This window comes from Streptomyces sp. NPDC037389 (assembly GCF_040636475.1).
GTDB classification, from domain to species: domain Bacteria; phylum Actinomycetota; class Actinomycetes; order Streptomycetales; family Streptomycetaceae; genus Streptomyces; species Streptomyces hesseae.
Map to the genome: position 1 here is coordinate 159,427 of NZ_JBEZUS010000006.1, position 25,187 is coordinate 184,613.

The window sequence follows — 25,187 nt, forward strand, 5'->3', positions numbered from 1 at the left end:
GACCCTGATGGATCTCCTGTCGCTGCGATATTTCCGGGCCGTGGCCCGCCACGAGCACATCAGCCGGGCCGCCGAGGAACTCCGCGTCGCCCAGCCGTCACTGAGCCGGACCATCATCCGGCTCGAATCAGAACTCGGCACTCCGCTCTTCGAGCGCCAGGGCCGCCGGATACGGCTCAACGAGCACGGCGCGGCCTTCCTGCGCCGCGTCGAGCGGATGCTGGCCGAACTCGACGACGCCCGGCGCGAGCTCGCCGACGCCACCGGTGACGGCCCGGGCCGGGTCGCCATCGCCGCCGAGACCCTGGTCCAGCTGGGCGGGGTGCTGGCCGCCCTCCGCGCCCACCGCCCCGGGGTGGGGGTGCGGCTGTTCCAGGCGCCGCCGGCGTCGATGCGGCGTCATCTGCGCTCGGGCGAGGTGGACTTCGCGGTCGCCTCCCAGCCGCTGGCCGGCCCCGGGCTGTGCGCGGTGGAGCTGGTGCGGGAGGAGGTGCTGCTGGCCGTGCCGCCCGGGCATCCGCTGGCCGGCCGGGAGCGGGTGACGGTGGCGGAGCTGGCGGACGAGGAGTTCGTCAGCACGCGCCCCGGCCACTGGCAGCGCGCCCTGCTGGAGCGGCTCTTCGCCCGCGAGGGGCTCACGCCGAGGGTGGTCTGCGAGGGCGACGAGGCCGCCGCCACCCCCGAGCTGATCGGCGCCGGACTGGGCCTCGGCCTCATGCCCGCCGTCGCGCGGCAGACCCTCGGCGGGCACAGCCCGGTGGCCTGGCTGCGGCTGGACGCCGCGGACTGCCACCGGACGCTGACCCTCGTATGGCGCCGGGACTCCTACCTCTCCCCCGCGGCCCAGGACTTCCGCCGGCTGGCCATGGGCCCGGATCATGCCTCCGGGGCCATGAGTTCATGGCGGAACAGGTCGTGGAAGGTATGAGGGGCCGCCACTAGCGTCGGGTCCGTCCACCGGTTCCGACGAGGGAGACCAGCGATGAGCCAGCGAAACGACACCCAGGACGGCGGTTTCAGCAGCTACGTGGAGGCCGTCCTCGACACCCTGTCCGACGGGCCCGGACGGCCGGCCGTCACCACGGCCGAGGGGCGGGTGATCAGCGCGGGCGAGCTCCGGGACGAAGTCCTCCGGCTCGCCGGGGAGCTGGCGGAGCGCGGGGTGGCCCGCGGCACCACGGTCACCCTGCTCACCGGCAACACCGCCGAGGCGATCGTCGCCCGTTATGCCGCCAATCTGGCCGGCGCCCGGGTCGTCGGCCTCTACGAGGGCATGAGCCCGCCGACCATGGCCGAGATCATGACGAGCGTGGAGTGCGCCCTCCTGCTGGTGGACGACCGGCGGCACGACACCGCCGAGGAGCTGGGGAAGATCGCCGGCGTTCCCCCGATGCTCTCCCTGGGGCCGAGCGGCTTCGCCGAGGACGTCCTGGCCGCGGCCGCCCGTCGGCCCGCCCGGCCGATGGGCGGCCTGGTGGGCCCGGACGACGACTGGTGCGTCCGGCACACCGGCGGCACCACCGGAGTCCCCAAGGGCATCAGGACCACCCACGGCCCGTACCGGCAGAGCCTCGACCACCGGTTCGCCGACGCCGGCGACCCGCCCCGCTTCCTGGCGTGCACCGCGCTCGCCCATCTCGCCGGCGTCTTCATCGACATGACGCTCCGCCAGGGCGGCTCGGCCGTCCTGCGGCACGGCTTCGAGCCCGGGGACGTGCTGGCCACGATCGAGCGCGAGCGCGTCACCCACACCTGGCTGTTGCCACCGCTGCTCTACCGGCTGCTGGACCACCCGGACCTGCCCGGCACCGATCTCTCCGGCCTGAGCCGGATCAGCTACGGCGGCACCGCCGCCTCGGCGGCCAGGATGCGACAGGCGGCCGAGCTCCTGGGGCCCGTCCTCTACGGACTGTACGGGCAGGCCGAGGCGCAGCACATCACCGAGGCGGGCCCCGCGGAGCAGACGAGGACCGGCGGCGGCGGGCAGCTGACGGTCGGCCGGGCCGTGCCGGGGGTGGAGATCGCCATCCGGGATCCCGACGGGGTGACCCTGCCGCCCGGGGAGCGGGGCGAGGTGCAGGTGCGCACGCCCCAGGTGATGGCCGGCTACTGGAAGCGGCCGGAGCTGACGGCGGAGGTGCTGCGGGACGGCTGGGTGCACACCGGCGACGTCGGATATCTCGACGAGGCCGGCTACCTCTACATCGTGGACCGGATCAAGGACATGATCGTGGTCGTCGGGGGCCATGTGTACCCGACGGAGCTGGAGGAACTGCTGCTGAGCCACCCCGGCATCGCCCGGTGCGCGGTCTTCGGCAGCCGGGACGCGGAGTCGGTGGAGCACGTCCACGCCGCCGTGGTGCCCGTGGCGGGGCGGCGGCCCTCGCTGGAGGAGGTCCGGGAGTTCGTCATCTCCCGCAAGGGGCGCCTTTACGCCCCCGAGTCCCTGCATCTGCTGCCCGACATCCCACTGACGGCGGCGGGCAAGCCGGACAAGCGGCTGCTGCGGGAGCGGCTCGCGGACTGAGGGCGGGAACGGCCGGCGGGTCAGGCCCGCCGGGCCGGCTGTCGCGCGGCCCGGCGGGCGCGGTCTAGGCCGTCAGCTGTTCCTCCATCGGGTCCAGGTCCGCGACGCAGGCGTCGGCCAGGGCGTCCATGGACAGCCCCAGCGCGTTCGCCAGCGCCGAGATCGTGAAGAACGCCGGTGTCGGCGCCCGGCCGGTCTCGATCTTCCGCAGGGTCTCGGAGGACAGCCCGGCACGGGCCGCCACCTCCACCATGCTGCGTTGACCACGGGCTTCGCGCAGCAGCTCGCCCAGCCGCTCGCCGCGCTGCCGCTCCCAAGGGGTCAGAGGAGTCCTCACCATGCCCACGATCATAGTGGGCGTGATACTAATACCGGTATAAGAATTGGATTCATGGGTGCGGCCGATCGCCGACGACATGGGTGGGGAGTCAGTGGACATGGTGGAGATGAAGACGGACGCGGCGCTTACGGCCATGCGGGAGGCGGGGCGCGTCGTGGCGCACGCGCTCGCCGCCGTCGAGGAGGCGGCGGCCGTGGGGGTGAGCCTGCGCGAGCTGGACGGGGTGGCCCGTGACGTCCTGGAGAAGGCCGGGGCCCGTTCGCCGTTCCTCGGCTACCACCCCTCCTTCGCGCCCACGCCGTTCCCGGCGGTGATCTGCGCGTCGGTCAACGACGCCATCGTCCACGGCATCCCCGACGACTACCGGCTGCGCGACGGCGACCTCGTCAGCGTCGACTGCGGCGCGATACTGGACGGCTGGGCCGGCGACGCGGCCGTCAGCTTCGCCGTCGGCACGCCCCGGCCGGGCGACCAGGAGCTGATGGACGCCACCCGGCGCGCCCTCGACGCGGGCATCGCCGCCGCCACCGTCGGCCACCGCGTCGGCGACATCTCCCACGCCATCGGTTCCGTCGCGCGGTCCGCCCGGATGGGGATGCCCACCGACTTCGGCGGACACGGCATCGGCCGGCAGATGCACGAGGAGCCGCACATCCCCAACCGGGGCCGGGCCGGGCGCGGCCTCCCGCTGCGGCACGGGCTGGTCCTGGCCATCGAGCCGATGCTCATCGCCGGCGGCCGCGACGACTACGTCCCCGCCGCCGACGGCTGGACCCTGCGCACGGCCGACGGCAGCCGCGCCGCCCACTTCGAGCACACCGTCGCCGTCACGGACGACGGACCGCGCATCCTGACCCTCCCGTGACGGGGGGGCCGGGTGAGCCGCGTCATCGCGTAAGACTTTCGTCATCGGAAATCCGGATCCCCGGCCCGCCTCCCCACCGTTTCCCCATGTGAGAACGGAAACGGCTTCGGGAGGCGGAACATGGGACGCGTACGGCGACTGCTGAGCAAGAAGGTGGTCATCGGCATTCTGGCCGTCGGGATCGTGCTGGCCGGCGCGGGGACGTACTGGTTCCAGCCGTGGAAGCTCTGGGTCAGCGAGACGGTGCGCGAGGCCGCGCCGACGGCCGGGGGCGGGCGCGGCGAGGCGCCGAGCACGCTGGCGACCGGCCGGCTGATCAGCCACGAGCACGAGACGAGCGGCACCGTGCGGATCCTGCGGCTGCCCGACGGCTCGCGCACCCTGCGCCTGGAGAACCTCGACACGAGCAACGGCCCGGACCTGCGCGTCCTGATCACCGATGCCCCGGTGAAGGAGGGCCGGGCCGGCTGGTTCGTCTTCGACAAGGGCACCCACACCAGCCTCGGCAAGCTCAAGGGCAACAAGGGCGACCAGAACTACGCCCTGCCCGCCGACCTCGACCTCAATCGCTACACCAGCGTGAGCATCTGGTGCGACCGCTTCGACGTCTCCTTCGGCGCCGCCGCCCTCACCCGCGCGTGATCACGCATCCTCACGTCCCCGCCCGGGCAGAGTGAGAAGGCGAACGGGAAAGGGGAGATGCCCATGGAACAGAGCGGGCAGGGCGCGCGTGATGTGGTGATCGTGGGGGCCGGAGTCGCGGGAACCAGCGTGTTCCTGTGTCTGGTGCGCGCGCTCGGCCGAGGGAACGCCGGGCGGATGCGGTCGATCCGGATCGTCGACCCGAACCCCGTCGGCCGGGGCCTCGCCTTCGGCGACACCGATCCGCTGCTGCTGTGCAACAGCGCCGCCGAGGTCAACTCCCTCCTCGCCGACGAGCCCGCCGACTTCGTCGCCTACCTGCGGGCGCGCGGCCTACCCGGCGAGCCCCGCGACTGCGTGCCCCGGGTGCGGATGGCCGAGTACTGCCGGGACCGCTTCGATACGGCCCGGAAGACCGCCGAGGCCCTGGGCGTCGAGGTCGCCCACGTACCGGCGGCGGTCGACTCGATCACAGCGGGTACGGTCCGGCTGAGCACGGGTCAGGAGCTGCGCGCCGACGCCGTCGTCGTCTGTACGGGCGTCCACCGCCCCCGCGTCCCGGACGGCTTCGCCGCCTTCACCGGACACCCCCGCTACTCCCCCGCCCCCTACCCCGCCGCCCGGCTGCTCGACCCCGAAACGGGGCCGCCGCCCGGAGCGGAGGTCCTGGTCCTGGGCTGCCGCCAGTCGGCCATCGACGCCTCCCTGCTGCTGTGCCGGGACGGCCACCGGGTGACGATGACCTCGCCCTCCGGCGTACTGCCCGCCGTCCGGGTCTCGCTGGGCGCGCCCGTACGGGAATTCCCGTCGCTGGAGCGCGTCGCACGGCTCGACCCGGCCGATCCGCTGCTGGAGGAGAAGGTGCGGCGCGCCGCCGTCGAGGCCGTACGGTCGCTCGACCGCACCCCGCTGCGCCGGCAGACCTCGTCGGCCACCGACCCCGTGGCACGGCTGCGCGAGGAGACGGCGCTGGTGGAAGCGGACGCGTGTGCCTGGCCCGGTGCCGTCATGGCCATGATGGAGGCGGTCATCGAGCTCGGCGCCCGGCTGCCCGCCGCACGGCGCCGGGCGCTGCTGGAGCGCCACGGCTGGTTCATCGCCCGGTACGCCACGGCGATGACGGTCGTCAACGCGCGCCTTCTGCTCGCGCACATCGACTCCGGGGCGCTGCGCCTGGCCCGCGCCTACCCCCGCGCGGTGGCCTACGAGGCGGGCGCCTGGCGGGTGGAATGGCCCGCTCCGGGCGAGCCCGATCACTTCGGGCCCGGTCGCTTCGGGCCCGGTCGCTTCGACCACGTGGTCAACGCCACCGGCTTCGACCAGCCCCGGCTGTACTGGTCCGCCGACGGCACCGCGCTCCACCCGGCGGAGCCGCCGCGCCACTCCGGCACCGTGGACTTCCTGGCGGCCGACCTGCGCGTACGGCGGAGCCCCGGGGCCGGGCCCGAGCCGGTGTGGGTGGTGGGCGTCGGCACCCACGTACGGATCCCGTTCTCGAACCACCTGCGCAATGTGGTCCGGCAGGCCCGCCGGGTCGCCGAGGAGGTGTCGGGCGCGGCGGACGGCGGGGAAGGGGCCGCCGTGGCGCGCGGCACCGCGGTGTGAGGCGGGGCCGCCGCCGGGCGCGCCTTCCCCTCGGGCGCCGGTCGGGCGGCGGAGAATACGGTCGCCCGTCCGCGACCGGACGCCGAGGAGTCGCATGCGCCACAGCCCGCCCAGCTGGACCACCGAGGACATGCCGAGCCTGAAGGGCCGGCTGGCCGTGGTGACCGGCGCCACGAGCGGCATCGGCTATGTCACCGCGCGCGAGCTGGCCCGGGCGGGGGCCGAGGTCGTGGTGACGGGCCGGGACGCGGGCCGGGCGCGGCGGGCGACGGAGGACATGGCGCGCGAGGTGCCGGGCGCGCGGGTGCGTCCCGATCTGCTGGACCTCGCCGACCTGGCCTCCGTCACGGGCTTCGCCCACCGGGTGGAGCACGGCGGGCGCCCGGTCGACCTGCTGGTCAACAACGCCGGGGTGATGGGCTTCCGGCACCGGGCCACCACCAGGGACGGTTTCGAACTGACCGTCGGCACCAATCACCTGGGCCACTTCGCACTCACCGGCCGGCTGCTGCCCCATCTGCTGGCCGCGCCCGCGCCGCGTGTGGTGACGGTCAGCGCCGCGATCTCCCGCAGCGCGATCGCGGAGCTCTCCGACCTCCAGAGCACCCGCAAGTACCGGCCCCTGAACGCCTACGCCAAGTCGAAGCTGGCCAACGTGCTGTTCGCCCTGGAGCTCCAGCGCCGCGCCGGCGCGGCGGGCGTCCCGCTGACGAGCGCGGCCGTCCACCCAGGTTTCAGCGCGACGGGCCTCCAACGGCACGCCTCCCGGCCCGTCCGCGCGCTGGCCCGCCTGCTGCCGGGGCACTTCGTCGGCCAGTCGGTGGCGTCGGCCGCGCTGCCCACGCTGTACGCGGCGACGGCGGAGGACGTCGCCCCCGGCGGCTTCTACGGCCCGACCGGCCGCTTCGAGACCCGTGGCGCCCCCGGCCCGGTGGACCTCCCCACCCCGGCCGCGGACGCCACGCTCGCCGCCCGCCTGTGGCGTACGTCCGAATCCCTCACCCACGTCCGCTACCGCTGGCCGGAGGCCGTTCCCTGAACGAAGCGGGCCTCGTGTCACCGTCTGAGCACCTTCCGGGCGAGGAAGTTGCCCAGCAGTTGGGCGATCTGCACGAGGAGCACGAGGACGGCCACCGTGACCACCATCACCGAGGTGTCGAAGCGCAGGTATCCGTAGGTCATGGCCAGGTTGCCCACTCCCCCGCCGCCGACGGTCCCGGCGACGGCCGAGAAGTCGATGAGGGCGACGAGCATGAAGGTGAAGCCCAGCACCAGCGGGCCGAGGGCCTCGGGGATCAGGACGGTGAGGAGGACGCGCAGCGGGCTCGCGCCCATGGAGCGGGCGGCTTCGATCACTCCGGGCTCGACGGACAGCAGGTTGCTCTCGACGATCCGGGCGACGCCGAAGGTGGCCACGACCGTCATGGGGAAGACGGCGGCCTCGGTGCCGATCATGGTGCCGACGACTTCGCGGGTCACCGGGGAGAGCGCGACGATGGCGATGATGAAGGGGACCGGGCGGACGACGTTGACGAGGGTGCTCAGGACGGCGAAGACCGCGCGGCTCCGGAGGATGCCGCCCTTGCGGGTGGCGTAGAGGGCGAGGCCCACGGCCATGCCGAGCACGGCGGACAGGGCCAGGGTGACGAGCACCATGTAGACCGTCTCGCCGGTGGCGTCGACGACCTTGACCCAGAAGGTGTTCCAGTCGGCCTTCATCGGGCCACCACCTCTCCCTTGCCGGTCAGGCGGGCCAGGACGGCGTCCACGTCCCGTGCGGCGCCGCGCAGTTCGAAGGTGACGCTGCCCAGCGTCCGGGCCTGGACCTCGGCGACGCCGGCGTGGGCGATCGTGAAGTCCACGTCGTGTTCGCGCAACAGCCGGGAGAGGTCGTCGCCGCCGTCCGCCGGGACGGTCACCAGGCGTCCCGGGTGGCGGGCGCGGAGCCGCTCCAGGGCGGCGGCGTCGGGCACGTCGTGGAGCGCGGAGCGGACGAACGCCTCGGTGACGGGGTGCGCGGGGCGGGAGAAGACGTCGTAGACGCCGCCGCTCTCCACCACCTTGCCGTCGGCCATCACGGCCACGTGATCGCAGAGCGAGCGGACCACCTCCATCTCATGGGTGATCAGCACGATCGTCACGCCCAGTTCGGCGTTGACGCGCCGCAGGAGGTCCAGGACCTCGCCCGTGGTCTGCGGGTCGAGGGCGGAGGTCGCCTCGTCGCACAGCAGCACGCCCGGTTCCGTGGCCAGCGCCCGGGCGATGCCGACGCGCTGGCGCTGGCCGCCCGAGAGCTGTTCGGGGTAGCGGCGGGCGTGGGCGTCCAGGCCGACGAAGCGCAGGGTCTCCCCGGCCCGTTCGCGGGCCTCGGCGCGGCTCAGCCCGGACAGCCGCAGCGGGTAGGCGACATTGCCGAGGACGGTGCGCGAGCGGAACAGGTTGAACTGCTGGAAGATCATCCCGATGGAGCGGCGGACCTCGCGCCGCCGCCGTTCGCCCAGGGTGCCGAGGTCCTGGCCGTCGACGAGCACGCTGCCGGAGGTGGGTGTCTCCAGGTAGTTGACGAGCCGCAGCAGGGTGCTCTTGCCGGCGCCGCTGTGGCCGACGACGCCGAAGACGCTGCCCCGGTCGACGGTCAGGGAGGCGCCGTCGACGGCGGGCCGCACCACGCCGGGGTGTTTTCCGGCGGCCGGGAAGACCTTTGTCACGTCACGGAGTTCGATCACGGTTCAGCCCCGGTCCTGGCGCGTGAGGCGGTCCAGTTCGTGCCGCAGCTCGCCCTGGGGGATGTCGATGACGTACCGGGCGCCGTGGGCCGACTTCTTGACGGCCTCCTGCACCGTGCGCGAGCGGTAGAGCTCGACGATCTTCCGGATGTTCTTGTTGTCCTTGTCCTTCGCACGGGCGGCGATGACATTGACGTAAGGGCGGGCGACGGCGCTCTCGGGATCGTCGTGGAAGACGGCCTGGTCGATCCTGTAGCCGGCCTGTTCGGCGACTCCCGCGTTGATGACGGACGCGGCGGTGTCCTTGAGGGTGCGCGGGGTCTGCTGGGCGTCGACCGGCGTGATCTTCAAGTGCTTGGGGTTGTCGGTGATGTCGTCGGGCGTGCCGTAGATGCCGGCCTTGTCCTTGAGGCCGATGAGCCTGGCCTGGCGGAGTACGAGGAGGGCCCGGCCCTGGTTGGAGGGGTCGTTGGGGATCGCGACGCGCGCCCCGTCGGGGATGTCCTCCACTTTCCTGTGCTTGAGCGAGTACAGGCCCATCGGCGCCACGGAGGTGGAGGTGACGGGCACGATGTCGGTGCCGTTCTGGCCGTTGAACTTGCTGAGGAAGGCCAGGTGCTGGAAGGCGTTCAGTTCGATGTCGCCGTCGGCCAGGGCCTTGTTGGGCAGCTGGTAGTCGTCGAAATTGACGATCTTGACGTCGATGCCCTCCTTCTTGGCCTCCTCGGCGAGGACGTCCCACTCCGGGTCGGCGCCGCTGACCCCGATGCGCACCCGGTCGCCGCCGGCCCCGTCCGACATGCCGCAGGCCGACAGCAGGAGCGCGAGGACGGCGGCGACGGAGGCCGCGGCGGCGCGGCGGCGGGAGGGGGAGATTCTCATCGGAGCTCATTCCACGAAAGGAAGTACGGGGTGCTGTGCCATTGATCGTAGGAGCGAAAACCCACTTCACCTGGAAATGAAAGGAGGGATTCATGTTCTTGCAATAGAAGCAAGGAAGGCCCCGCTGTGGCGGGAACACCTCCCTTGCCAGGCCCGGCGCCCGGCGCTGCAATCACCTCATGGCGGCGACGACCCGACACAGACCCCGTCCCCTCAACCACCCGAAGATGGCCACCGGGTTCGACCGGTTCCTCCACGCCCTGCGCGGCCGGAGGCCACGGCGCGCTGCCGGGCAGCCGGGCGAGCCGCGCTGGCGCGCCGAGTTCGTGGCGCGGGACGTCAAGGGGCCGCGCCTGGGGCTCCAGGACTTCGGCTACGCCTCCCACGAGCTCAGCCGCGGCTACGGCGCGGTGGACGACACGGCGCTCGTCGGGCCCGTACAGATTCTCACCCCGGAGGGCCTGGACTCTCTGACGGAGGTGTGCGACCGGCTGGAGAGCTCGGCCGGCAGCGCCCGGTTCATCACCACCCGCCGGGTGCGCAACGCCGATCTGATGTCGGCGTTCATCAACAACATGATCCGCGACCGGGGCTTCCTGCTGTCCTGCTCCCGGCTGGCGGGGGTGCCCCTGATCCCGCATCCGCTGCGGATCCCCACCGTGCAGGTCAACTACTTCGAGGCCGACGGCCGCGCGGACATCGTCAAATGGCACCACGACGGCATGGACTACGTCCTGACCATCCAGCTCAACGGCTACGAGGACTACGACGGCGGGCGCTTCAGCTACTTCATGGGCCGCGCGGACGAGTTCACCGGCGCCCGGGAGGGCGATCCCCGGATCAGGGAGGCGCCCTGCGGGGAGCGCGGGGCAACGCTGTTCCTCCACGGCAGCAGGATCTACCACGCCGTCACCCCGGTGACGCGGGGCCGCCGGGTGACGGTCGTCGTCTCCTTCCTCTGCCCGTACTTCGCCCGCCAGGACTCCAACACCTTCTGGCACCTGGCGGCCGACGACGGCATCCCGGCGACGATCCCCGGCTGGCTCCGGCTGAAGTGGCCGGTGCGGGACCCCGCGATGGACTACAGCCTGCGTGCGGGGAGCCCGGTCATCACCTGGGAGGACCTCCAGGGGTAATTGGCCCGGGCGGCGCTGTGCGCGCGGGGCGCGGTCCGGTGGTCCGGGATCACGTCCCTCTCCCGCGCGGCGCGTGCCGCAGATAGGCGAGGACGGCGCTGACGCGCCGGTGCAGCTGGGGCTCCTCCGCGAGGCCGAGTTTGGCGAACGTGGAGTTGACGTGTTTCTCGATGGTCGACTCCGACAGGACGAGCTCCGTGGCGATGGCGCGATTGGTCTTGCCCTCGGCCATGTGCCGCAGGACGTCGAGCTCGCGGCGGGTCAGACAGGCCAGCGGGGCGTCGGCGGCGCGGGTGTGGCTGCCCATCAGGACCTCGACGATGCGGGGGTCGACGACGGAGCGGCCCGCGGCCACCTCGCGCAGGGCGCGCAGGAGTTCGTCGAGTTCGCCGATGCGTTCCTTGAGGAGGTAGGCGAGGCCGTCGGTGCCGCGCCGGAAGAGGTCGAAGGCGTAGTTCTCGTCGGCGTGCTGGGAGAGCATGACGACGCCGATGCCGGGGTGGCCGGCGCGGATGGCGTGGGCGGCGGCGATGCCCTCGGTGTGGTGGCTCGGCGGCATGCGGATGTCGGCGATGACCGCCTCGGGACGGAGCTCCTCGACGGCGTCGAGGAGCTCCGTCGCGTCGCCGACCGCCGAGACGACGGAGATGTCGCCGGTGTCCTCCAGCAGCCGACGGGTGCCCTCGCGCACCAGGTAGTGGTCCTCGGCGATGACGACGCGCATCGGTACCTCAGTCACAGAACTCCTCTCTTAGCCGCTCGGCCAGCCGGGAGCGGATCATGGTGCCGCCACCGGTACGGCTGATGATCCGCAGGTCGCCGCCGACCGCCTCGATGCGGTCCCGCATGCCCGTCAGCCCCGAGCCCCGGGTGGTGTCGCAGGGGAAGCCCACCCCGTCGTCGACGACCTCCACCACCAGCCAGCCCTCCGAGCGCGCTATGCGGATCGTCACCCGGGCGGCCCGGGCGTGCTTGAGGACGTTCGTCAGCGCCTCGGAGACCAGGTAGAACGCCGACTCCTCGATGTCCAGGGCGAAGCGCACCCGGTCCAGGGAGTCGTCGACGCGCACGGTGACGGGGATCGGCATCCGCCGGGCCCGGGAGGTGACGGCCGCGACCAGGCCCTGGTCGGTGAGGACGGGCGGGTGGATGCCGTGGGCGACCTCGCGGAGCTCGTCGATGACGCGGTAGGCGTCGTCCTGCACCTCGGTGAGCATGGTGTCGACGTCGCCCCCGCGGCCGAGTCTGTTGCGGGCCAGGCGCAGTTTGGCGACCAGGGCCACGAGGTCCTGCTGGATGCCGTCGTGGAGCCGCCGTTCGATACGGCGGCGTTCGCTGTCCTGGGCGTGGACGATCCGGGCCCGGGAGGCGTCCAGCTCGCCCGCCTGGCGCTGCACCTCCAGGACGCGGGTGGAGAGTTCGGCGGCCAGGCGCGCGTTGTGGACGGCGAGGGCCGCTTGCCGGGCCAGGGTCTCCACCAGGTCGTGGTCCTGGGGGGTGAAGCGGCCCTCGGCCTTGGGCCCGTACTCGATCAGGCCGAGGACGTCGTTGCCGTAGCGCAGCGGGAAGCCGCCCCCGGCACCGGCCGGGCGCCGGCCCCGGCCGGGTGGCTCGCCGGCGGTGCCCAGGTGGACGGGGAGGTCCCCGCCGCCGAGCCGGACCCGGGTCCAGCGCAGGGTCAGCCCCTGCTGGAGTCCGGCCGCCAGCTGGGGCGCCAACCGGCTGAGGTCGTAGGCGTGTTCGAGGGCGCTGCCGAACTGGACGAGCAGTTCGAAGCCGCTGAGCCGCTCGCCGAAGACCCGCCGCTGGGCGAGCCGGTTCAGCCGCTCCCGGACGGGCTGGAAGAGGGCGGTCGCGGTGACCGCGACCAGCACGGACAGCCCGATCGGGAAGTACTGTCCGGCCGTCAGCCCGAGCGTCATCGCCATGCCCAGGTACCAGCCGCTGATGATCAGCCACAGGGTGCCGTAGACGACGGATCGCCGGATGACGATGTCGACGCCCAGGAGCCGGTAGCGGAAGGCGGCGTAGACGACGGACAGGGAGATCAGCACATAGGGCAGGGCCCCGAGCGCCGAGCCGACGAGGTAGAGGATGCCCGTCTCGCCGTGCCAGGGCCGGAACAGCCGCGAGGTGGCCCGGCCCAGGAAGAGGACCGCTGCCACGGCGGCGACGGGCAGCACCCCGGACAGGTCCCGGTCCCCGGCGGCCCGCGCGCGCAGGCAGCGCAGCACCAGCAGCGCGGCGCCCACCCCGGGCAGCCAGGCCTCGGGGTAGTAGAAGACCATGTACTCCACGATCCGCGTGGGCACGCCCGCCAGCGGCAGGGCGAACGGCAGGGCCAGCAGCGCCCACAGCGAGCGCAGCACGGGGCGTTCGTAGCGGAACCGGGGGCGGCCGTCGGGCAGCAGAGCGAGCAGGTGGACGACGAGGATGCTGACGGCGAGGTTGTCCCACTCGGTGGGCAGGACGAGACAGGACGCCTGGAGGGACGGCAGGCCGTTCTCGGGCGCGGTGAGGTCCCAGCCGAACGAGGTCGTCAGCAGCGCCGACGTACAGCGGATGCCGATGCTCACCGCCAGCGCGGCGCCGATCAGCAGCAGCCGGCGGGCGACCGGGCTCGTGGGGGCGTGCCACCACGCGAACAGTCCGGCGCAGTAGCACGGGAGGACGGAGCCGAGGATCCACGGCAGGGTGACGGTGTTGTTCCGCAGCAGAAACGCTCCGGTGGTCACCGCCCACAGCAGGCACAGCCCGCCCGAGAACGCGGCGACCTGTATCGCACGGCCGTTACCCCTCACACGCACCCCTCACGCGCGACATTATCGGGGGCGCCCAGGTGCCAGTCCAGACGATCCCGTTCGGCGCGTATAGCGGAAAACCCCCAGTGGGATCGGAGGATTCCGGGGTACGCGCCGCCGCCCCGGCACGGCAGACTCGGTATATCCGCCCTTTTACCGGCCCCGACGGCCCCGGTAGGACGATCGACTGTGCGATTCAAGGAAAGCCGAAAGGGAACCATGAGCGTGTCTTCCGGTCCCGAGGTGGTCGTCTGGGACACCACCTATGCCTGTCCCCTGCGTTGCTCGCACTGCTATTCGGAGTCCGGCAGGCGGGCACCGCGGCAATTGAGCCACGAGGACATGCTGCGGGTCGCCGACGCCCTGATCTCGCTGAATCCCCGGGTGGTCGCGCTCTCCGGCGGGGAACCCCTCGTCGTCAAGGGGATCTTCGAGGTCGCGGCCCGGCTCTCCCGGGCCGGGGTGCGCACCGCCGTCTACACCAGCGGCTGGATCATGGAACCGTGGATGGCGGCCGAACTCGGTTCCGTGTTCGACGAGGTCATCGTGAGCCTCGATGGGGCGACGGCCCAGGTACACGACCGGATCCGGGGCCGGCGGGGCTCCTTCGACCGGGCGCTGAGCGCCCTCACCCAGCTCGACGGGGTGGCCCGGGAGCGCGCCCGGCGGGGGCGCGCGCCGCTGTGGTTCGGCATCGACTGCGTCGTCGTGCGCAGTAATTTCCCGCAACTGGAGGAATTCTGCACGGCCATCGCCCCGCGCTTCCCGGAATTGCGCACGCTCACCTTCAACGCGGCGGTGCCCGAAGGGCTTGCCAGCAGGCCGGAATTCTGTCGTTTCGAGCTCCTCGACGACGCCCAGGTGACCGAGTTGACGAGCGACGAACGGCGGGCCCGGCTCCAGCGTCTGGCGCCGGCCGGGGTACGGGTCTTCACCACCGACAATCAGAACCTCGTGATGCGGCCGGACCGTTTCGCCAGTGGCGTCGACGCACTGGTGATGCAGATCGAACCGGACGGTGATGTCAGGGCACTGCCCGTGTACGAGGGCACGGTGGGAAACATTCTCCAGGAATCCCCGCTCGATCTGTGGCACCGGGGCGTCTCCCGGCTCAGCGATCCCTTTGTCGTGGAAACGCTGTCGGCGGTGCGCACCATGCAGGACTGGGCGGCGGCCGTGCGCCGCATGGACTATCACTTCGGCTCCCCGGAGGTCCGTTCCCGTATCGAACGCCGCGCGGTGCGTACGAATCCCCCGGAGTTCAGCGCCCTCGCCCACTGACCCCCGCAGTCCTCGCCCCGAAAGGGAAGCGCCGTGCTGACGCTCAAGGACTACGACCGTTTCTGCCTCGCCGACCCCGTCTTCTACGAGGTGCCCGAGCGCTATCCGGACGACCACGAGAGGTTCGCGGCGGCCCGCCGGGAACCGCCGCCGGGCTGGGAGCGCGGCGAGTCCGGCTGGTGGATCACTCTGCGGCCCAATTCGGTGACACCGGAAGCGGGCTGGCGGATCCATGTGTCGGTGGCGCTGCCGGAGCTCGCCCGGGCCGTCGAGATCGTCTGGGGGCACTGTGTGGCGCATGCCCTGCCCTTCGACTTCATCCGCAGCCGCGCCACCGCCCGCGAACTGGGCGGCGACCGCGCCGAGCCGCTGCCCGGCAACCGGCTGATCACCGTCCACGCGGGCGACGGGACGACGCTCACCCGGAGCCTTGAGGAGCTCGCGGTCCTCCTCGCCGGGCTGCCCGGCGCGTATGTGCCGGGCGCGCTGCGGCACGGCTCCGGCCCGCTGTACGTCAGCCACGGCCCGCCCCGCCCGGAGGGCCGGCCCCGGCCCGGCGACCGGAGCGTCTTCGCCCCGCCCGACGGGGTGCCGCTGCCCGAGGTGCTCCGGCCCGGCCTGGAGGCCCTGCGCGCCCGGCCGGCCGGCGGCTTCCCCTACCGGGCCGAGCGGGCACTCGGCAGGTCCCACGGCGGCGGCACCTATCTCGCGGTCGACAAGCGCACCGGCGAGCGCGTGGTGCTGCGCGAGGCCCGGCCGTACGCCGGGCTCGACGAACGGGGCGAGGACGCCGTCGCCCGGCTCGACCGGGAGCGGGCGGCGCGCGAGCGACTCGCGGGCCTGGACTGCGTACCGCGCGTCCTCGGCCACCTCACCCACGCGGAACACCGGTTCCTCGCCGAGGAGTTCATCGAGGGCACCTCGCTGCCGCGGGCCACCGCCACCGCCTTCCCGCTCACCTCGCGGGAGCGTGCCGCGCGGGAGGCCGCCCCGTACACCGCCTGGGCCCTGGACGTCGTGGACCGCACCGAGCGGGCCCTGCACGCCCTGTACGCCCACGGGCTGCGTCTCGGCGAACTCCGGCCGGAGAACGTCCTCGTGCGGCCGGACGGGCGGGTGGCGCTCGTCGGGCTCGGCACGCTCACGGACGCCGGGGACGACCGGGCCCCCGCCACCGGCGAGCCCGGCTTCACCGTACCGCCCGGCCTCACGGCCCCCGACGCCCTGCGCCATCTCCTCGACCGGCTGCGCCTGTGGCTGTTCCTGCCGGTCCCCTACCGCAGCCCCGGCAAGCTCCACACCCTCACCGCCGCGATCGAGCGGCACTACCCCGTGCCCCGGGGGTTCGGCGCCGGGCTGCTGACGGGGCTGTGGCCCGAGGGCCACCCGGCCGAGGACGACCGGGCGGGCGCGCCGCTGACGGCGGACCGGCCCGACTGGCCGGCGATCCGCGACTCCCTCGTCCGGGGCATCCACGCCACCGCCACCCCGGGCCGCGCCGACCGGCTCTTCCCCGGCAGCCCCACCGGGGCCGGGGCGCTGGGCGGTCCCGCGTTCGCCCACGGCGCGGCCGGGGTCCTGTACGCCCTGCACAGGGCCGGGGCGCGGGTCCCCGAGGAGTACACCGCGTGGCTCCTGGCGGCCGTGCGGCGCGACCCGGACCCCGCGCCCGGCCTCCACGAGGGCCTGCACGGCGTCGCGTTCGTCCTCGACACGCTCGGCCTGCGCGCGGAGGCCCTCGACGTCCTCGGCCGCTGCCCGCCGGAGCGGGACGCGGTGCCCGGCGCGGGCCTGGCCGCCGGCCGGGCCGGCATCGCCCTGACCCTGCTGCACTTCGCCTCCGCCACCGGGGACCCCGCGCTCCTGGGCCGCGCGCTGAGCCTCGCGGGCGAGCTCGGCCGGGCCGTCGAGGACGGCCCCCCGCCCGCCCCGCCGGGCCGCCCCGCACCCTACGGGCTGCTGCACGGCGCGACCGGAGCGGCCCTGCTGTTCCTGCGGATGTACGAGCACACCGGCGACGCCTCCCTCCTCGGCCTCGCCGGGCACGCCCTGCGCCACGACCTGGTGCGGCTGCGCACCCTCCCCGACGGGACGCTCACCCTCTTCGACGGCGCGGCCAACCTGCCGTACCTCCACGGGGGCAGCACCGGGCTCGCGTTCGTCCTGCGCGACCTGCTGCGGTACCGGCCCGACCCCCGGCTGGCCGCCGTGCTCGCCTCGCTCCGGCTCACCTGCGACGCCGTGTACGTGCGCAACGCGGGCCTGCTGCGCGGGCGGGCCGGGTCGGTGGCCGTGCTCGCGGCGCTCGGCGAGCCGGTCGCGGGCACCGCGCTCGGCCGGCAGATCGGCCTGCTGTCCTGGTACGCCCAGACCTACCGGGGGCACCTGGCGTTCCCCGGGTTCCGGATGCTGCGGCTCTCGGCGGACCTGGCGACGGGCGCCGCCGGCGTCCTGCTCGCGCTGGGCTCGGCGTTCGAGGGGACCGGGCCCGTCCTGCCCTTCCTCGACCCCCGTCCCGTGGCCGTCCCGCCCGCCCGGGAGGGAGGTGAACGACGTGTCGGAGATCCTGGAGCTACAGGAGCTGGAGGAGGAGACCCCCGTCCAGTGGCCGTGTAGCAACAGCTACCACAGCACCCTCGGACAGGTCTGAGCCGCCCTCGCGGGACGGCGGGACGGCCGCCGCCGCACCGGACGGCGGCGGCGGTCGGCCCGCCGGAAACGCGAGGCCCGGCACCGGACCGACGCGGCACCGGACCCGACACGGCACCGGAGGAGCACGGCATGCTCGCTCAAGGCCACCTCGTCGCCGACCCCCTCTTCGTGGACGCCCCGGAGCGCGTGGAGGACACCGCCGTCCGCTTCGCCCACGCCGCCCGCCCGGCGCCGCCGGGGTGGCGGCGCGCGGAACGCGACGGCTGGGTGGTCCTGCGGCCCCGGGACGCGCGGCTGCCGCCGCAGGGCTGGAAGATCCATGTCTCGGCGACCGTCGAGGAGGCCCCCCGGGCGATCGCCACGGTCTGGGAGTACTGCGTCGAGCGCGGCATCGGCTTCAAGTTCCTGCGCAGCCGAACCCTGCTGGCCCTCGTCAACAGCAAGCGGGCCCCGCGCTCGGCGGGCGGCAAGCTCGTCACCGTCTACCCGCGCTCCGAGGAGCTCCTTGAACGCGCGCTCGAGGAGCTGTCCGCGCTGTTGCGGGGCGTCAAGGGCCCCTACATCCTCAGCGATCTGCGCTGGGACGACGGACCGCTGTACCTGCGCTACGGGGGTTTCGCGCCCCGGTTCTGCTTCTCCGGCGACGGCGAGTACGTGCCCGCCGTCGTCCGGCCCGACGGCAGGGCGGTGCCCGATGTGCGCGGGGCCGCCTTCAAGGTGCCGCCGTGGGCGGGCGTTCCGTCGTTCATCGCCGGGCGGATCCGCGCCGCGCGGGCGGACGGCGCCGGGGGCTTCCCCTACCGGGTGGAGAAGGCGCTGCGCTTCTCCAACAGCGGCGGCGTCTACCGCGCCGTCGCCTCCGGCACCGGGCGACGCGTGGTGCTGCGGGAGGCGCGCCCGTATGCCGGGGTCGACGACAACGGCATGGACGCGGTGGCCCGGCTGGGGCGCGAGCACGCCGTGCTGGAGCGGCTCGCCGGGCTCGGCTGCGTACCGCGGGTGCTCGCCCGGACGCGGCACTGGGAACACCACTTCCTCGTCGAGGAGTTCGTCGAGGGGGAACGGCTGGAGGAGGCCATGGGGCGCCGCCACCCCCTCTTCCGGCCGGACGCGGGCCGGGCGGAGCTGGCCGCGTACACCGCCTGGGCCTGCGCGGTCGTCGCCCGCGTCGAGGAGGCGATAGCCGCCCTCCACGGACGGGGCGTGGTCTTCGGGGACCTCCAGCCGGGCAATGTGCTGGTGCGGCCGGACGGCAGCGTCTGCCTCGTCGACTTCGAGACGTCCTTCGGGACGGACGAGAACTTCACCCCGGCGCTGGGCACGGCGGGTTTCACGGCCCCCTGGGCGCGTTCGGGACCGGCCGTCGACGCCTACGCCCTGGACTGCATGCGGCTCGCGGTCTTCTGCCCGCTCACCGAGCTGCTGCGCTTCGACCCGCGCAAGCACGAGGAGCTGATCCGGCACGTCGAGGACCGTTTCCCCCTGCCGCCCGGTTACGGGGAGCGGCTGCGCGCGGGCCTCGCCCCGCCCCCGGACCCCGCCCCGCCGCCCGCGCCCGCGTGGCCGCGCACGGCGGACGGCCCGGCCGGCGACTGGGAGGAGGCCCTCGGTTCCCTGCGCGAGGCCATCGCGCGCAGCGCCACCCCGGAGCGGGAGGACCGGCTCTTCCCCGGCGACGTCCGGCAGTTCGACGGCCAGGGCGCGGCGCTGGCGTACGGCGCGGCGGGCGTGCTCCACGCGCTGCACCGCACCGGGCACGGCGGCGGCGCGCGCTTCGAGGGGTACGTGGACTGGCTGGCCCGGGCGGCCGAGCGGGCCCGCTGGCCCCGGCCGGGCCTCTACGACGGGCTCGCGGGCGTGGCCTACGTCCTCGACGAGCTCGGCCGCCCGCAGCAGGCGCGGGCGGCCCTGGCCCGGCTGGGCGCCTTCGACCTGCGCGACTGCGGGGCGGGGCTGTTCGGCGGGCTCGCCGGGATCGGCCTGGCCTTCACGCACTTCGGGGACGTGACGACGGCGGCGCGGCTGGCGGAGAGGCTGGCACGAGGCCTCGACGGCGCCGGCAGCGGTCCCGCGTCGGCGGCGGGGCTGATGCGGGGCTGGTCCGGGCCGGCCCTGCTGTTCAGCCGGCTCTTCGCCGAGACGGGCGACGACCGCTGGCTGCGGTGGGCGGAGGCCGCGCTCGCCCGCGACCTCGCCCACTGCGGGGTGTCCCCCGGCCGGCACGTCCACGTGCGCGCGGGGCGGCGCCGGCTGACCACACTCGGCGGGGGCGGCGCCGGCGTCGCCATCGCCCTCCACGAGTATCTGCGGCACCGCGAGGACCCGCACTTCGCCGGGCTGCGGGACCGGATCCGCGCGGGCCTGGGCACCGAACTGCTGCTGTCCTCCGGCCTCTTCGAGGGCCACGCCGGGCTGCTCTACGCGCTCGTCCACCTCGGCGGCCCGGCGGACGCGCGCCAGGCCCAGCTGCGCGGGCTGGGGCTGCACGCGGTGCGGTTCCAGGGGCGGCTGGCCTTCCCGATGGACGGGCTGCTGCGGCTGTCGATGGACCTGGCGACGGGGACCGCCGGGGTGCTGCTCGCCGTCCACGCGGCGCTGCGGGGCACCACGGCGGGCGCGTCGCTACCGCTCCTGCGCACCGGTTGAGCGTGGCGCGCCGGGGCGCGCACGCTGTGGCGCGGGCGGGGCGAAGGTGCTGCGGGGGCCCGGCGGCGCGGGGTGGTTCCCGTGGGCGGCGGGGGTAGGGAGGGCCGGAACGCGCCGCTCCGGGCGCGTCGAGGCATCTCGAAGGGGTACCGCATGTTCGGAAAGCGCGGGATCGGCGTCGCGTTCGGTTCACTGGCGCTGCTCGGCACCTGTCTGGGGTGGGCCGCACCGGCCGTCGGGGCCCACGCCCCCGCCCACGCGCCGGTCACGTGTCAGGGGCTGGAGAACACCACGTACAGTCCGGGACTGACGCTCACACCCCAGCAGGTCCGCATCCGGGGAGCCGCCTCGTACGCCTGCTCCGACCGCCCGGGACACACCGTCGCGGCCACCGGTGTCGCCAACGGCCAGTCGCCGTCGGGTACTTGTCTCGGGCTCCACACGCCCTCGGGGCACGAGACCCTCCGCTACGGGGACGGCTCGGTCTCGGAGATCGACTACCCCACCGGCCACGCCGGCCGGGCCCTCGGCCTCAGCACGGTACGGCTCAAGGGCACGGTCGTCGCGGGGCGCGACAAGGGCGCGGACGTGGAGCGGTTCATCGAACTGACGCCGGGCGGCGGGCTTCCCGTGGGCTGTCTGACGCCGGAGGGCGTCCGGCAGGCGGCCGGCGCGGTGCAGTTGCGCATCGTGCCCTGACCTGTCCGGGGCGGCGGGCGGCCGTCGTTCAGTGGCCGCCGCCCGTCACCTTGAACCCGCGCGGGACCATGAACACGGTCAGCAGGGTGACGGTGACGACGATGCCCGCCGAGACGTAGGCGGTGGTGGTGAGCGCCTGGTCGAAGGCGGCCCGCGAGGCCTCCAGTACCCGTCGCCCGGTGTCCCCGCCGACCCGCCGGGCCACTTCCGCCGCGCCGCCGACCGAGCCGCGCGCGGTGTCGAGGTCGTGCCCGCGCAGCGGAAGGCCCGTCATGCGGTCGGAGAAGACGGCCGCGTGGATGCTGCCGAGCAGGGCCACGCCGAGTCCGACGCCGAGTTCGTAGGCGGTCTCGGAGACCGCGCCGGCCTGCCCGGCGCGCTCCGCGGGGACGGCGGAGACGAGGACGGACGCCGAGGCGGTGATGGCCAGCCCGTCGCCGAGGCCGATCCCGGCCAGGACGACGGCCACGACCGGGTAGGTGGTCGGCTGCGGGGCGAGGGCGAGGAGCAGGAAGCCTCCCGCGAGGGCGCCCAGACCGGCGGCCAGCACGGTGCGCACCCCGGCGTGGTGCATCAGCCAGGGCGAGCTCAGCGAGCCGACCAGCATGGCGAGGGCGGAGGGCAGGGTGCGCAGCCCGGCCTCCGAGGGCGAGTAGCCGTGCACGTACTGGAGCCAGAGGGAGATGAGGAACAGCGCGGCGCCGATGGCGAGCATGGCGAGGAGGGTGGCCAGCGCCGCCGCGAGGAACGGGCCTTCGCGGAACAGCCGGACGTCCAGCAGGGGGTCGTCGAGCCGCAGCTGGTGCCAGGCGAACAGGGCGAGCAGGGCCACGCCGAGGAGGAGGGCGCCCACGTCCGAGGGGTGCGGGCTGCCCTTGGCGATGTGCTTGATGCCCCAGGCGAGGGCCACGATGCCGACGACCGAGAGGGCCGCGCCGGGCCAGTCGAGCCCTCCGGGGTGCGGGGCGCGGTACTCCGGCAGCAGCCGGACGCCCATCGCGACCGTCACGACGACGATCGGGACGTTCACCCAGAAGGCCGCCTGCCACGCGAAGTGCTCGACGAGGAACCCGCCCACCAGCGGCCCCACACAGGCGCCCGCCCCGGCCACGGCGGCCCACACGCCGATGGCCAGGGCCCGTTCCCGGGCGTCGGTGAAGATGTTCCGGATGAGGGAGAGCGTCGACGGCATCACCATGGCGCCGCCCAGCCCGAGCAGCACCCGGCCGCCGATCAGCTGGAGCGAGCTGTGCGCGGTCGCGGCGAGGACGGAGGCGGCGCCGAAGAGCACGAAGCCGAGGAGGAAGAGCCGTTTGCGGCCCCACCGGTCGCCGACCGCGCCGGTGGTGACGAGGAGGCCGCCCAGGATCAGCCCGTAGATGTCGATGATCCACAGCTGTTCCAGCGGGCCGGGCCGGAGGTCGTCGATCAGCGAGGGCAGCGCGACGTTGAGGATGGTGGCGTCCATGGCGACCAGCAGCAGGCTGGCGCACAGCACGGCCAGCATCGCCCAGCGGCCGGGGTCCCGTCCGTCTCCGGGTCCGGGTTCCTCCGGAGCTCGCGCCATCGGACGACACCTCACCGTTCTCGGGCCCCCGGGCCACCGGCACCCGGAAGGCACCGGTCAGCCCAGTCGACCGGATCCCCGCAGGGCGCGCAACCGGAGGAGGCCGGGCGGAACCACACGCGGCCTCGCCGGTGGGCCCGCTGCCGGCTCAGGTCGAGTCGACGCGATCCCTAGGCGACCAGCCGGTCCAGGATTCCCGCCACGTCCGCCGGTCGCAGGACGAAGCCGACGTGACTGGTGTCCAGGGTGTGCACGTCGTAGGGGTTGTCGGGGGTCAGCGCGTCGGACTCGGCGATCAGGCGGTCCTGCATCGCCACCGGAATTGCGCGATCACCGGTGAGCCGGATGTACGTGCGGGCGATCGTTCCCCAGGTGTCGGCCTGCCCCCGGGCGTCAGCCGTCATCACGGCGAGGGACTCGTCGGGTTGCAGGATGTTGAGGAAGGCACGGAACTGCTCGTCGGTGGCATCCGCCATGACCGCGGCCTTGGTGGCGGCGAGCAGGGCGGGGTCCGCCGTGCGGTAGTTGGCCCGGCCGGCGCCGAGTGCGGCCGGATCGCCCACGTTCAATGCCGCCATCGGGCCCAGCAGACTGTCGGCGAACTCGGGTTCCCGCATGTACTCGACCGGGCTGGACCGCTGTACGCACGACCACGCGGATACGTAGACAAGCCTGTCCACCAGTTCGGGGATCGCGTTGCCCACCTGCGTGATGGTGGTCCCGCCGAGGCTGAGGCCCACCAGCACCACAGGCCCGTACGAGGCCACTCGGCGGACGACGTCGACCACCATGTCCACGTTGTCCTGCAAGGTGACCTTGCCCAGCGTCGAAGGCTCGGCCGCCCAGGCGTCGAGATCCTGCGGGGCCTGATAGGCCACCGGGTACTGCGCGTCGAAGCCATGGCCCGGCAGGTCGACGGCGAGGCTGCGGTGGCCGAGCAACGCCAACTCCCGCTGGACGGACGTCCACATGAAGGAGCTGGTGCAGGACCCGTGCACCAGGACGAACGTGGGGCCGGCACGGTGGGTACTCATAATCCGGATCGTAGTGACCACGCCGCGCCCCGTCCTCTGATTTCGGTGGCGCCCCGGCGCCTCAGTCGAGCAGGCCCCGGCGTACGGCCTCGGCGACCGCGGTCGCCCGGTCGGGTACGCCGAGCTTCTCGTACAGCCCCTGGGTGACGGTCTTGACGGTGTTCGCCGCCAGCCGCAGTTCGGCGGCGAGTTGTGGGATGCCCTTGCCCTCGGCGAAGCCGAGCAGGACCTGCCGCTCGCGGTCGGAGAGGGCCGTGGCGTCCTCGCCGGCAGGCGGCCCGGGACCGGTCTCCGGGGGAACCGGTCTGCCGTCGGCGGCCGCCAGCACCGCTTCGACGAACTCGGGCCGTTTGGCGTCCTTGGCGAGGTGTCCGGCGGCCCCTTCCCGGAGCGCCCGGTAGACCACCGCCGCGTCGGTGGCGGCCGACAGCAGCACGACCCGGGTCGGCAGCCCGGCCTCGACGACGGCGTGGATCACGGCGACGCCGTCCATCTTGGGCAGCCGGTAGTCGACCAGGGCCACGTGCGGGACGAGGTCCCGGATGGCGGTCAGTGCCGCGACGCCATCCTCGGCCTCGGCCCGCACGTCGATCCGGGCCTCGACGCGCAGACCCCGGACGACGCCCTCGCGGTAGGCGGGGTGCTCGTCGGCCACCACCACGGTCACTCTCGTCGCGGGATCCGGCACGTCGCCACCGCCTTTGTTCTCGCGCACGCGTCGTCGCGTTCGCCTACGCGTTCCACGATAGGCACGAGGGCCCCGGAGGGGCCTCTACGGGCGGGTCACCCCTGGGGATCCGCGGGCGGTTCGGGGGCGGGGGGCGGAGGGCTCTCGGGCTGCTCCCGCTCGGGGACGGCGTTCTTCACCGCGTCCGCGCCCTTGCCGATCTGATCGGAGTACTTGCCCTCCGTCTTCTCGTCGATGAATCCTCCGGCCTTGTCCACCGCTTCATGAACCTTTTCGGGGTTCTCGGCCGCAGCCTCCTTCCCCCTGCCGACGAGGCCCTTGAGCGTGTCCATGAGTGACATGGCGTTCCCCTCCCCGGATGCCGGGCGGCGGGCCCACGCTGAAGAAGGCCCCCTGTCTTCAGCATGCGCACGGCCGACGAGCGGGCATGCGGGACAGAGGGCGGACTAACCCGAACGGGTGACAGCGCGACCTGGGCACCCCCGGCTCATTGGTGCAGGTGAGCCAGGAACCCGTCGTTCACGGCGTAGGGGCGTTCCTGGGGCAGGAGTCGCCCCGCGGCGTCCAGGTCCCCGTCCCGGACATGCGCGTGGATCGCGTGGGCGAGCGGTGTGACGTCGGTGACGGCGACGATCCATTCGTCGGCGTAGCGGCGCGCCGCTTCGCCGGTGAGGCCGAGCTGGAGCGACCGGTGGGGAAGAGGCCGAAGGCGGAGGTCGCGTTCGGGGTCCCACTGGACCCGGGCCGGGGCCCGCTTCAGCCGGCGCTTCCATGTGGCGGCATCGGCGTGGAGCCCCCGCTCGTAGTGGGACAGGCAGGCGTTCTCCAGCGCCCACTCGAAGCCCTCGCGGGAGATCTCGACGGCGAGGACGGTCTCCTGGCCTTCCTTCGTGCCCCACCCGCAGCGGTACATCATCCACAGGAACGACGGCTTGATCCATGTCATCCGGTCCCGTTTCCACGTCTCCGGGAAACGGCCGTCACGGGCCGCCGGCAGGCCGATCCCCGGCGCGTACGCCTGGTAGACGGTGACCGTGGAGTCCGTGTACTGGGCTCGAATCTGGTGTTTGCTTTCTGCCACGGGGACCAGAGTGGG

General features: G+C 73.6%; 22 protein-coding genes. 11 read left to right on the forward strand and 11 right to left on the reverse strand.

The window, feature by feature from the left end:
• The first annotated feature begins 7 nt into the window (after positions 1 to 7).
• On the forward strand, positions 8 to 928 hold the full coding sequence (locus AB0E98_RS15230) for a LysR substrate-binding domain-containing protein (RefSeq protein ID WP_361702369.1): 921 nt from the start codon (positions 8 to 10) through the stop codon (positions 926 to 928).
• Between the two features lie 54 nt (positions 929 to 982).
• Entirely contained in the window at positions 983 to 2,527 is a 1,545-nt protein-coding gene (locus AB0E98_RS15235) for an AMP-binding protein (RefSeq protein ID WP_361702371.1), read from the forward strand.
• A gap of 64 nt (positions 2,528 to 2,591) precedes the next feature.
• Here the strand turns inward: AB0E98_RS15235 and AB0E98_RS15240 are convergent, their stop codons facing one another.
• Positions 2,592 to 2,867, reverse strand: coding sequence for a helix-turn-helix transcriptional regulator (locus tag AB0E98_RS15240; RefSeq protein WP_361702373.1), 276 nt, complete (start codon positions 2,865 to 2,867; stop codon positions 2,592 to 2,594).
• Between the two features lie 97 nt (positions 2,868 to 2,964).
• On the opposite strand from AB0E98_RS15240, the gene map reads away from it, so the two are divergent.
• The 4 genes from map (at position 2,965) to AB0E98_RS15260 (ending at position 7,018) form a co-directional block, all read left to right on the forward strand.
• On the forward strand, positions 2,965 to 3,732 hold the full coding sequence (gene map / locus AB0E98_RS15245; protein WP_361702374.1) for a type I methionyl aminopeptidase: 768 nt from the start codon (positions 2,965 to 2,967) through the stop codon (positions 3,730 to 3,732).
• 120 nt (positions 3,733 to 3,852) lie between these two features.
• Positions 3,853 to 4,374: a DM13 domain-containing protein gene (locus tag AB0E98_RS15250; RefSeq protein ID WP_361702376.1), complete on the forward strand. Its 522-nt coding sequence runs from the start codon at positions 3,853 to 3,855 to the stop codon at positions 4,372 to 4,374.
• Between the two features lie 63 nt (positions 4,375 to 4,437).
• On the forward strand, positions 4,438 to 5,979 hold the full coding sequence (locus AB0E98_RS15255; RefSeq protein WP_361702378.1) for an FAD/NAD(P)-binding protein: 1,542 nt from the start codon (positions 4,438 to 4,440) through the stop codon (positions 5,977 to 5,979).
• A 94-nt stretch (positions 5,980 to 6,073) separates the two neighbouring features.
• Positions 6,074 to 7,018 (forward strand): oxidoreductase, encoded by a 945-nt coding sequence (locus AB0E98_RS15260; protein ID WP_361702380.1) that lies wholly within the window; start codon positions 6,074 to 6,076, stop codon positions 7,016 to 7,018.
• Positions 7,019 to 7,035: 17 nt separating this feature from the next.
• Here AB0E98_RS15260 and AB0E98_RS15265 read toward each other — a convergent pair whose 3' ends face one another.
• The 3 genes from AB0E98_RS15265 to AB0E98_RS15275 are packed head-to-tail and all read right to left on the reverse strand — an operon-like array spanning position 7,036 to position 9,587.
• Entirely contained in the window at positions 7,036 to 7,698 is a 663-nt protein-coding gene (locus AB0E98_RS15265) for a methionine ABC transporter permease (protein ID WP_361702382.1), read from the reverse strand.
• On the reverse strand, positions 7,695 to 8,705 hold the full coding sequence (locus tag AB0E98_RS15270) for an ATP-binding cassette domain-containing protein (protein ID WP_361702383.1): 1,011 nt from the start codon (positions 8,703 to 8,705) through the stop codon (positions 7,695 to 7,697). The genes AB0E98_RS15265 and AB0E98_RS15270 overlap by 4 nt, the downstream gene beginning before the upstream one ends.
• 3 nt (positions 8,706 to 8,708) lie before the next feature.
• Entirely contained in the window at positions 8,709 to 9,587 is an 879-nt protein-coding gene (locus AB0E98_RS15275; RefSeq protein WP_361702385.1) for a MetQ/NlpA family ABC transporter substrate-binding protein, read from the reverse strand.
• 179 nt (positions 9,588 to 9,766) lie between these two features.
• Between AB0E98_RS15275 and AB0E98_RS15280 the strand changes: the two genes are divergently transcribed.
• Positions 9,767 to 10,723 carry a hypothetical protein gene (locus AB0E98_RS15280; RefSeq protein ID WP_361702387.1) on the forward strand — a complete coding sequence of 319 codons (957 nt, stop codon included), beginning with the start codon at positions 9,767 to 9,769 and terminating at the stop codon, positions 10,721 to 10,723.
• 49 nt (positions 10,724 to 10,772) lie between these two features.
• Here AB0E98_RS15280 and AB0E98_RS15285 read toward each other — a convergent pair whose 3' ends face one another.
• Positions 10,773 to 11,447, reverse strand: coding sequence for a response regulator transcription factor (locus AB0E98_RS15285; protein WP_361702797.1), 675 nt, complete (start codon positions 11,445 to 11,447; stop codon positions 10,773 to 10,775).
• A 7-nt stretch (positions 11,448 to 11,454) separates the two neighbouring features.
• Positions 11,455 to 13,524 (reverse strand): ATP-binding protein, encoded by a 2,070-nt coding sequence (locus AB0E98_RS15290; protein ID WP_361702389.1) that lies wholly within the window; start codon positions 13,522 to 13,524, stop codon positions 11,455 to 11,457.
• Positions 13,525 to 13,743: 219 nt separating this feature from the next.
• Between AB0E98_RS15290 and AB0E98_RS15295 the strand changes: the two genes are divergently transcribed.
• From AB0E98_RS15295 to AB0E98_RS15310, 4 genes are all read left to right on the forward strand, one after another.
• On the forward strand, positions 13,744 to 14,805 hold the full coding sequence (locus AB0E98_RS15295; RefSeq protein WP_361702390.1) for a radical SAM protein: 1,062 nt from the start codon (positions 13,744 to 13,746) through the stop codon (positions 14,803 to 14,805).
• A 33-nt stretch (positions 14,806 to 14,838) separates the two neighbouring features.
• Complete coding sequence (gene lanKC, locus AB0E98_RS15300; RefSeq protein WP_361702392.1) at positions 14,839 to 17,421, forward strand: class III lanthionine synthetase LanKC; 2,583 nt, start codon at positions 14,839 to 14,841, stop codon at positions 17,419 to 17,421.
• Between the two features lie 165 nt (positions 17,422 to 17,586).
• Positions 17,587 to 20,103 carry a class III lanthionine synthetase LanKC gene (gene lanKC / locus AB0E98_RS15305; protein WP_361702394.1) on the forward strand — a complete coding sequence of 839 codons (2,517 nt, stop codon included), beginning with the start codon at positions 17,587 to 17,589 and terminating at the stop codon, positions 20,101 to 20,103.
• A gap of 153 nt (positions 20,104 to 20,256) precedes the next feature.
• Positions 20,257 to 20,802: a hypothetical protein gene (locus AB0E98_RS15310; protein WP_361702396.1), complete on the forward strand. Its 546-nt coding sequence runs from the start codon at positions 20,257 to 20,259 to the stop codon at positions 20,800 to 20,802.
• Positions 20,803 to 20,830: 28 nt separating this feature from the next.
• Here AB0E98_RS15310 and AB0E98_RS15315 read toward each other — a convergent pair whose 3' ends face one another.
• The 5 genes from AB0E98_RS15315 to AB0E98_RS15335 form a co-directional block, all read right to left on the reverse strand.
• Complete coding sequence (locus AB0E98_RS15315; RefSeq protein WP_361702398.1) at positions 20,831 to 22,369, reverse strand: MFS transporter; 1,539 nt, start codon at positions 22,367 to 22,369, stop codon at positions 20,831 to 20,833.
• Between the two features lie 170 nt (positions 22,370 to 22,539).
• Positions 22,540 to 23,403: an alpha/beta fold hydrolase gene (locus tag AB0E98_RS15320; protein WP_361702400.1), complete on the reverse strand. Its 864-nt coding sequence runs from the start codon at positions 23,401 to 23,403 to the stop codon at positions 22,540 to 22,542.
• 61 nt (positions 23,404 to 23,464) lie between these two features.
• A complete protein-coding gene (locus AB0E98_RS15325) occupies positions 23,465 to 24,118 on the reverse strand; it encodes a response regulator transcription factor (RefSeq protein ID WP_361702401.1) in 654 nt (217 codons plus the stop codon).
• Positions 24,119 to 24,186: 68 nt separating this feature from the next.
• Complete coding sequence (locus tag AB0E98_RS15330; protein ID WP_361702403.1) at positions 24,187 to 24,432, reverse strand: antitoxin; 246 nt, start codon at positions 24,430 to 24,432, stop codon at positions 24,187 to 24,189.
• Between the two features lie 146 nt (positions 24,433 to 24,578).
• Positions 24,579 to 25,172 carry a DUF4291 domain-containing protein gene (locus AB0E98_RS15335; RefSeq protein ID WP_361702405.1) on the reverse strand — a complete coding sequence of 198 codons (594 nt, stop codon included), beginning with the start codon at positions 25,170 to 25,172 and terminating at the stop codon, positions 24,579 to 24,581.
• Positions 25,173 to 25,187 lie beyond the last annotated feature (15 nt).

Bases quoted from the DNA above. Each gene is read 5' to 3' on its own strand.
- map (WP_361702374.1), top strand. From the start codon at position 2,965: ATGGTGGAGATGAAGACGGACGCGGCGCTTACGGCCATGCGGGAGGCG.
- AB0E98_RS15235 (WP_361702371.1), top strand. From the start codon at position 983: ATGAGCCAGCGAAACGACACCCAGGACGGCGGTTTCAGCAGCTACGTG.
- AB0E98_RS15250 (WP_361702376.1), top strand. From the start codon at position 3,853: ATGGGACGCGTACGGCGACTGCTGAGCAAGAAGGTGGTCATCGGCATT.
- AB0E98_RS15320 (WP_361702400.1), bottom strand. From the start codon at position 23,403: ATGAGTACCCACCGTGCCGGCCCCACGTTCGTCCTGGTGCACGGGTCC.
- AB0E98_RS15255 (WP_361702378.1), top strand. From the start codon at position 4,438: ATGGAACAGAGCGGGCAGGGCGCGCGTGATGTGGTGATCGTGGGGGCC.
- AB0E98_RS15280 (WP_361702387.1), top strand. From the start codon at position 9,767: ATGGCGGCGACGACCCGACACAGACCCCGTCCCCTCAACCACCCGAAG.
- AB0E98_RS15285 (WP_361702797.1), bottom strand. From the start codon at position 11,447: ATGCGCGTCGTCATCGCCGAGGACCACTACCTGGTGCGCGAGGGCACC.
- lanKC (WP_361702394.1), top strand. From the start codon at position 17,587: ATGCTCGCTCAAGGCCACCTCGTCGCCGACCCCCTCTTCGTGGACGCC.
- AB0E98_RS15330 (WP_361702403.1), bottom strand. From the start codon at position 24,432: ATGTCACTCATGGACACGCTCAAGGGCCTCGTCGGCAGGGGGAAGGAG.
- AB0E98_RS15275 (WP_361702385.1), bottom strand. From the start codon at position 9,587: ATGAGAATCTCCCCCTCCCGCCGCCGCGCCGCCGCGGCCTCCGTCGCC.
- AB0E98_RS15315 (WP_361702398.1), bottom strand. From the start codon at position 22,369: ATGGCGCGAGCTCCGGAGGAACCCGGACCCGGAGACGGACGGGACCCC.
- AB0E98_RS15265 (WP_361702382.1), bottom strand. From the start codon at position 7,698: ATGAAGGCCGACTGGAACACCTTCTGGGTCAAGGTCGTCGACGCCACC.
- AB0E98_RS15295 (WP_361702390.1), top strand. From the start codon at position 13,744: ATGAGCGTGTCTTCCGGTCCCGAGGTGGTCGTCTGGGACACCACCTAT.
- AB0E98_RS15240 (WP_361702373.1), bottom strand. From the start codon at position 2,867: ATGGTGAGGACTCCTCTGACCCCTTGGGAGCGGCAGCGCGGCGAGCGG.
- AB0E98_RS15260 (WP_361702380.1), top strand. From the start codon at position 6,074: ATGCGCCACAGCCCGCCCAGCTGGACCACCGAGGACATGCCGAGCCTG.
- AB0E98_RS15310 (WP_361702396.1), top strand. From the start codon at position 20,257: ATGTTCGGAAAGCGCGGGATCGGCGTCGCGTTCGGTTCACTGGCGCTG.
- AB0E98_RS15230 (WP_361702369.1), top strand. From the start codon at position 8: ATGGATCTCCTGTCGCTGCGATATTTCCGGGCCGTGGCCCGCCACGAG.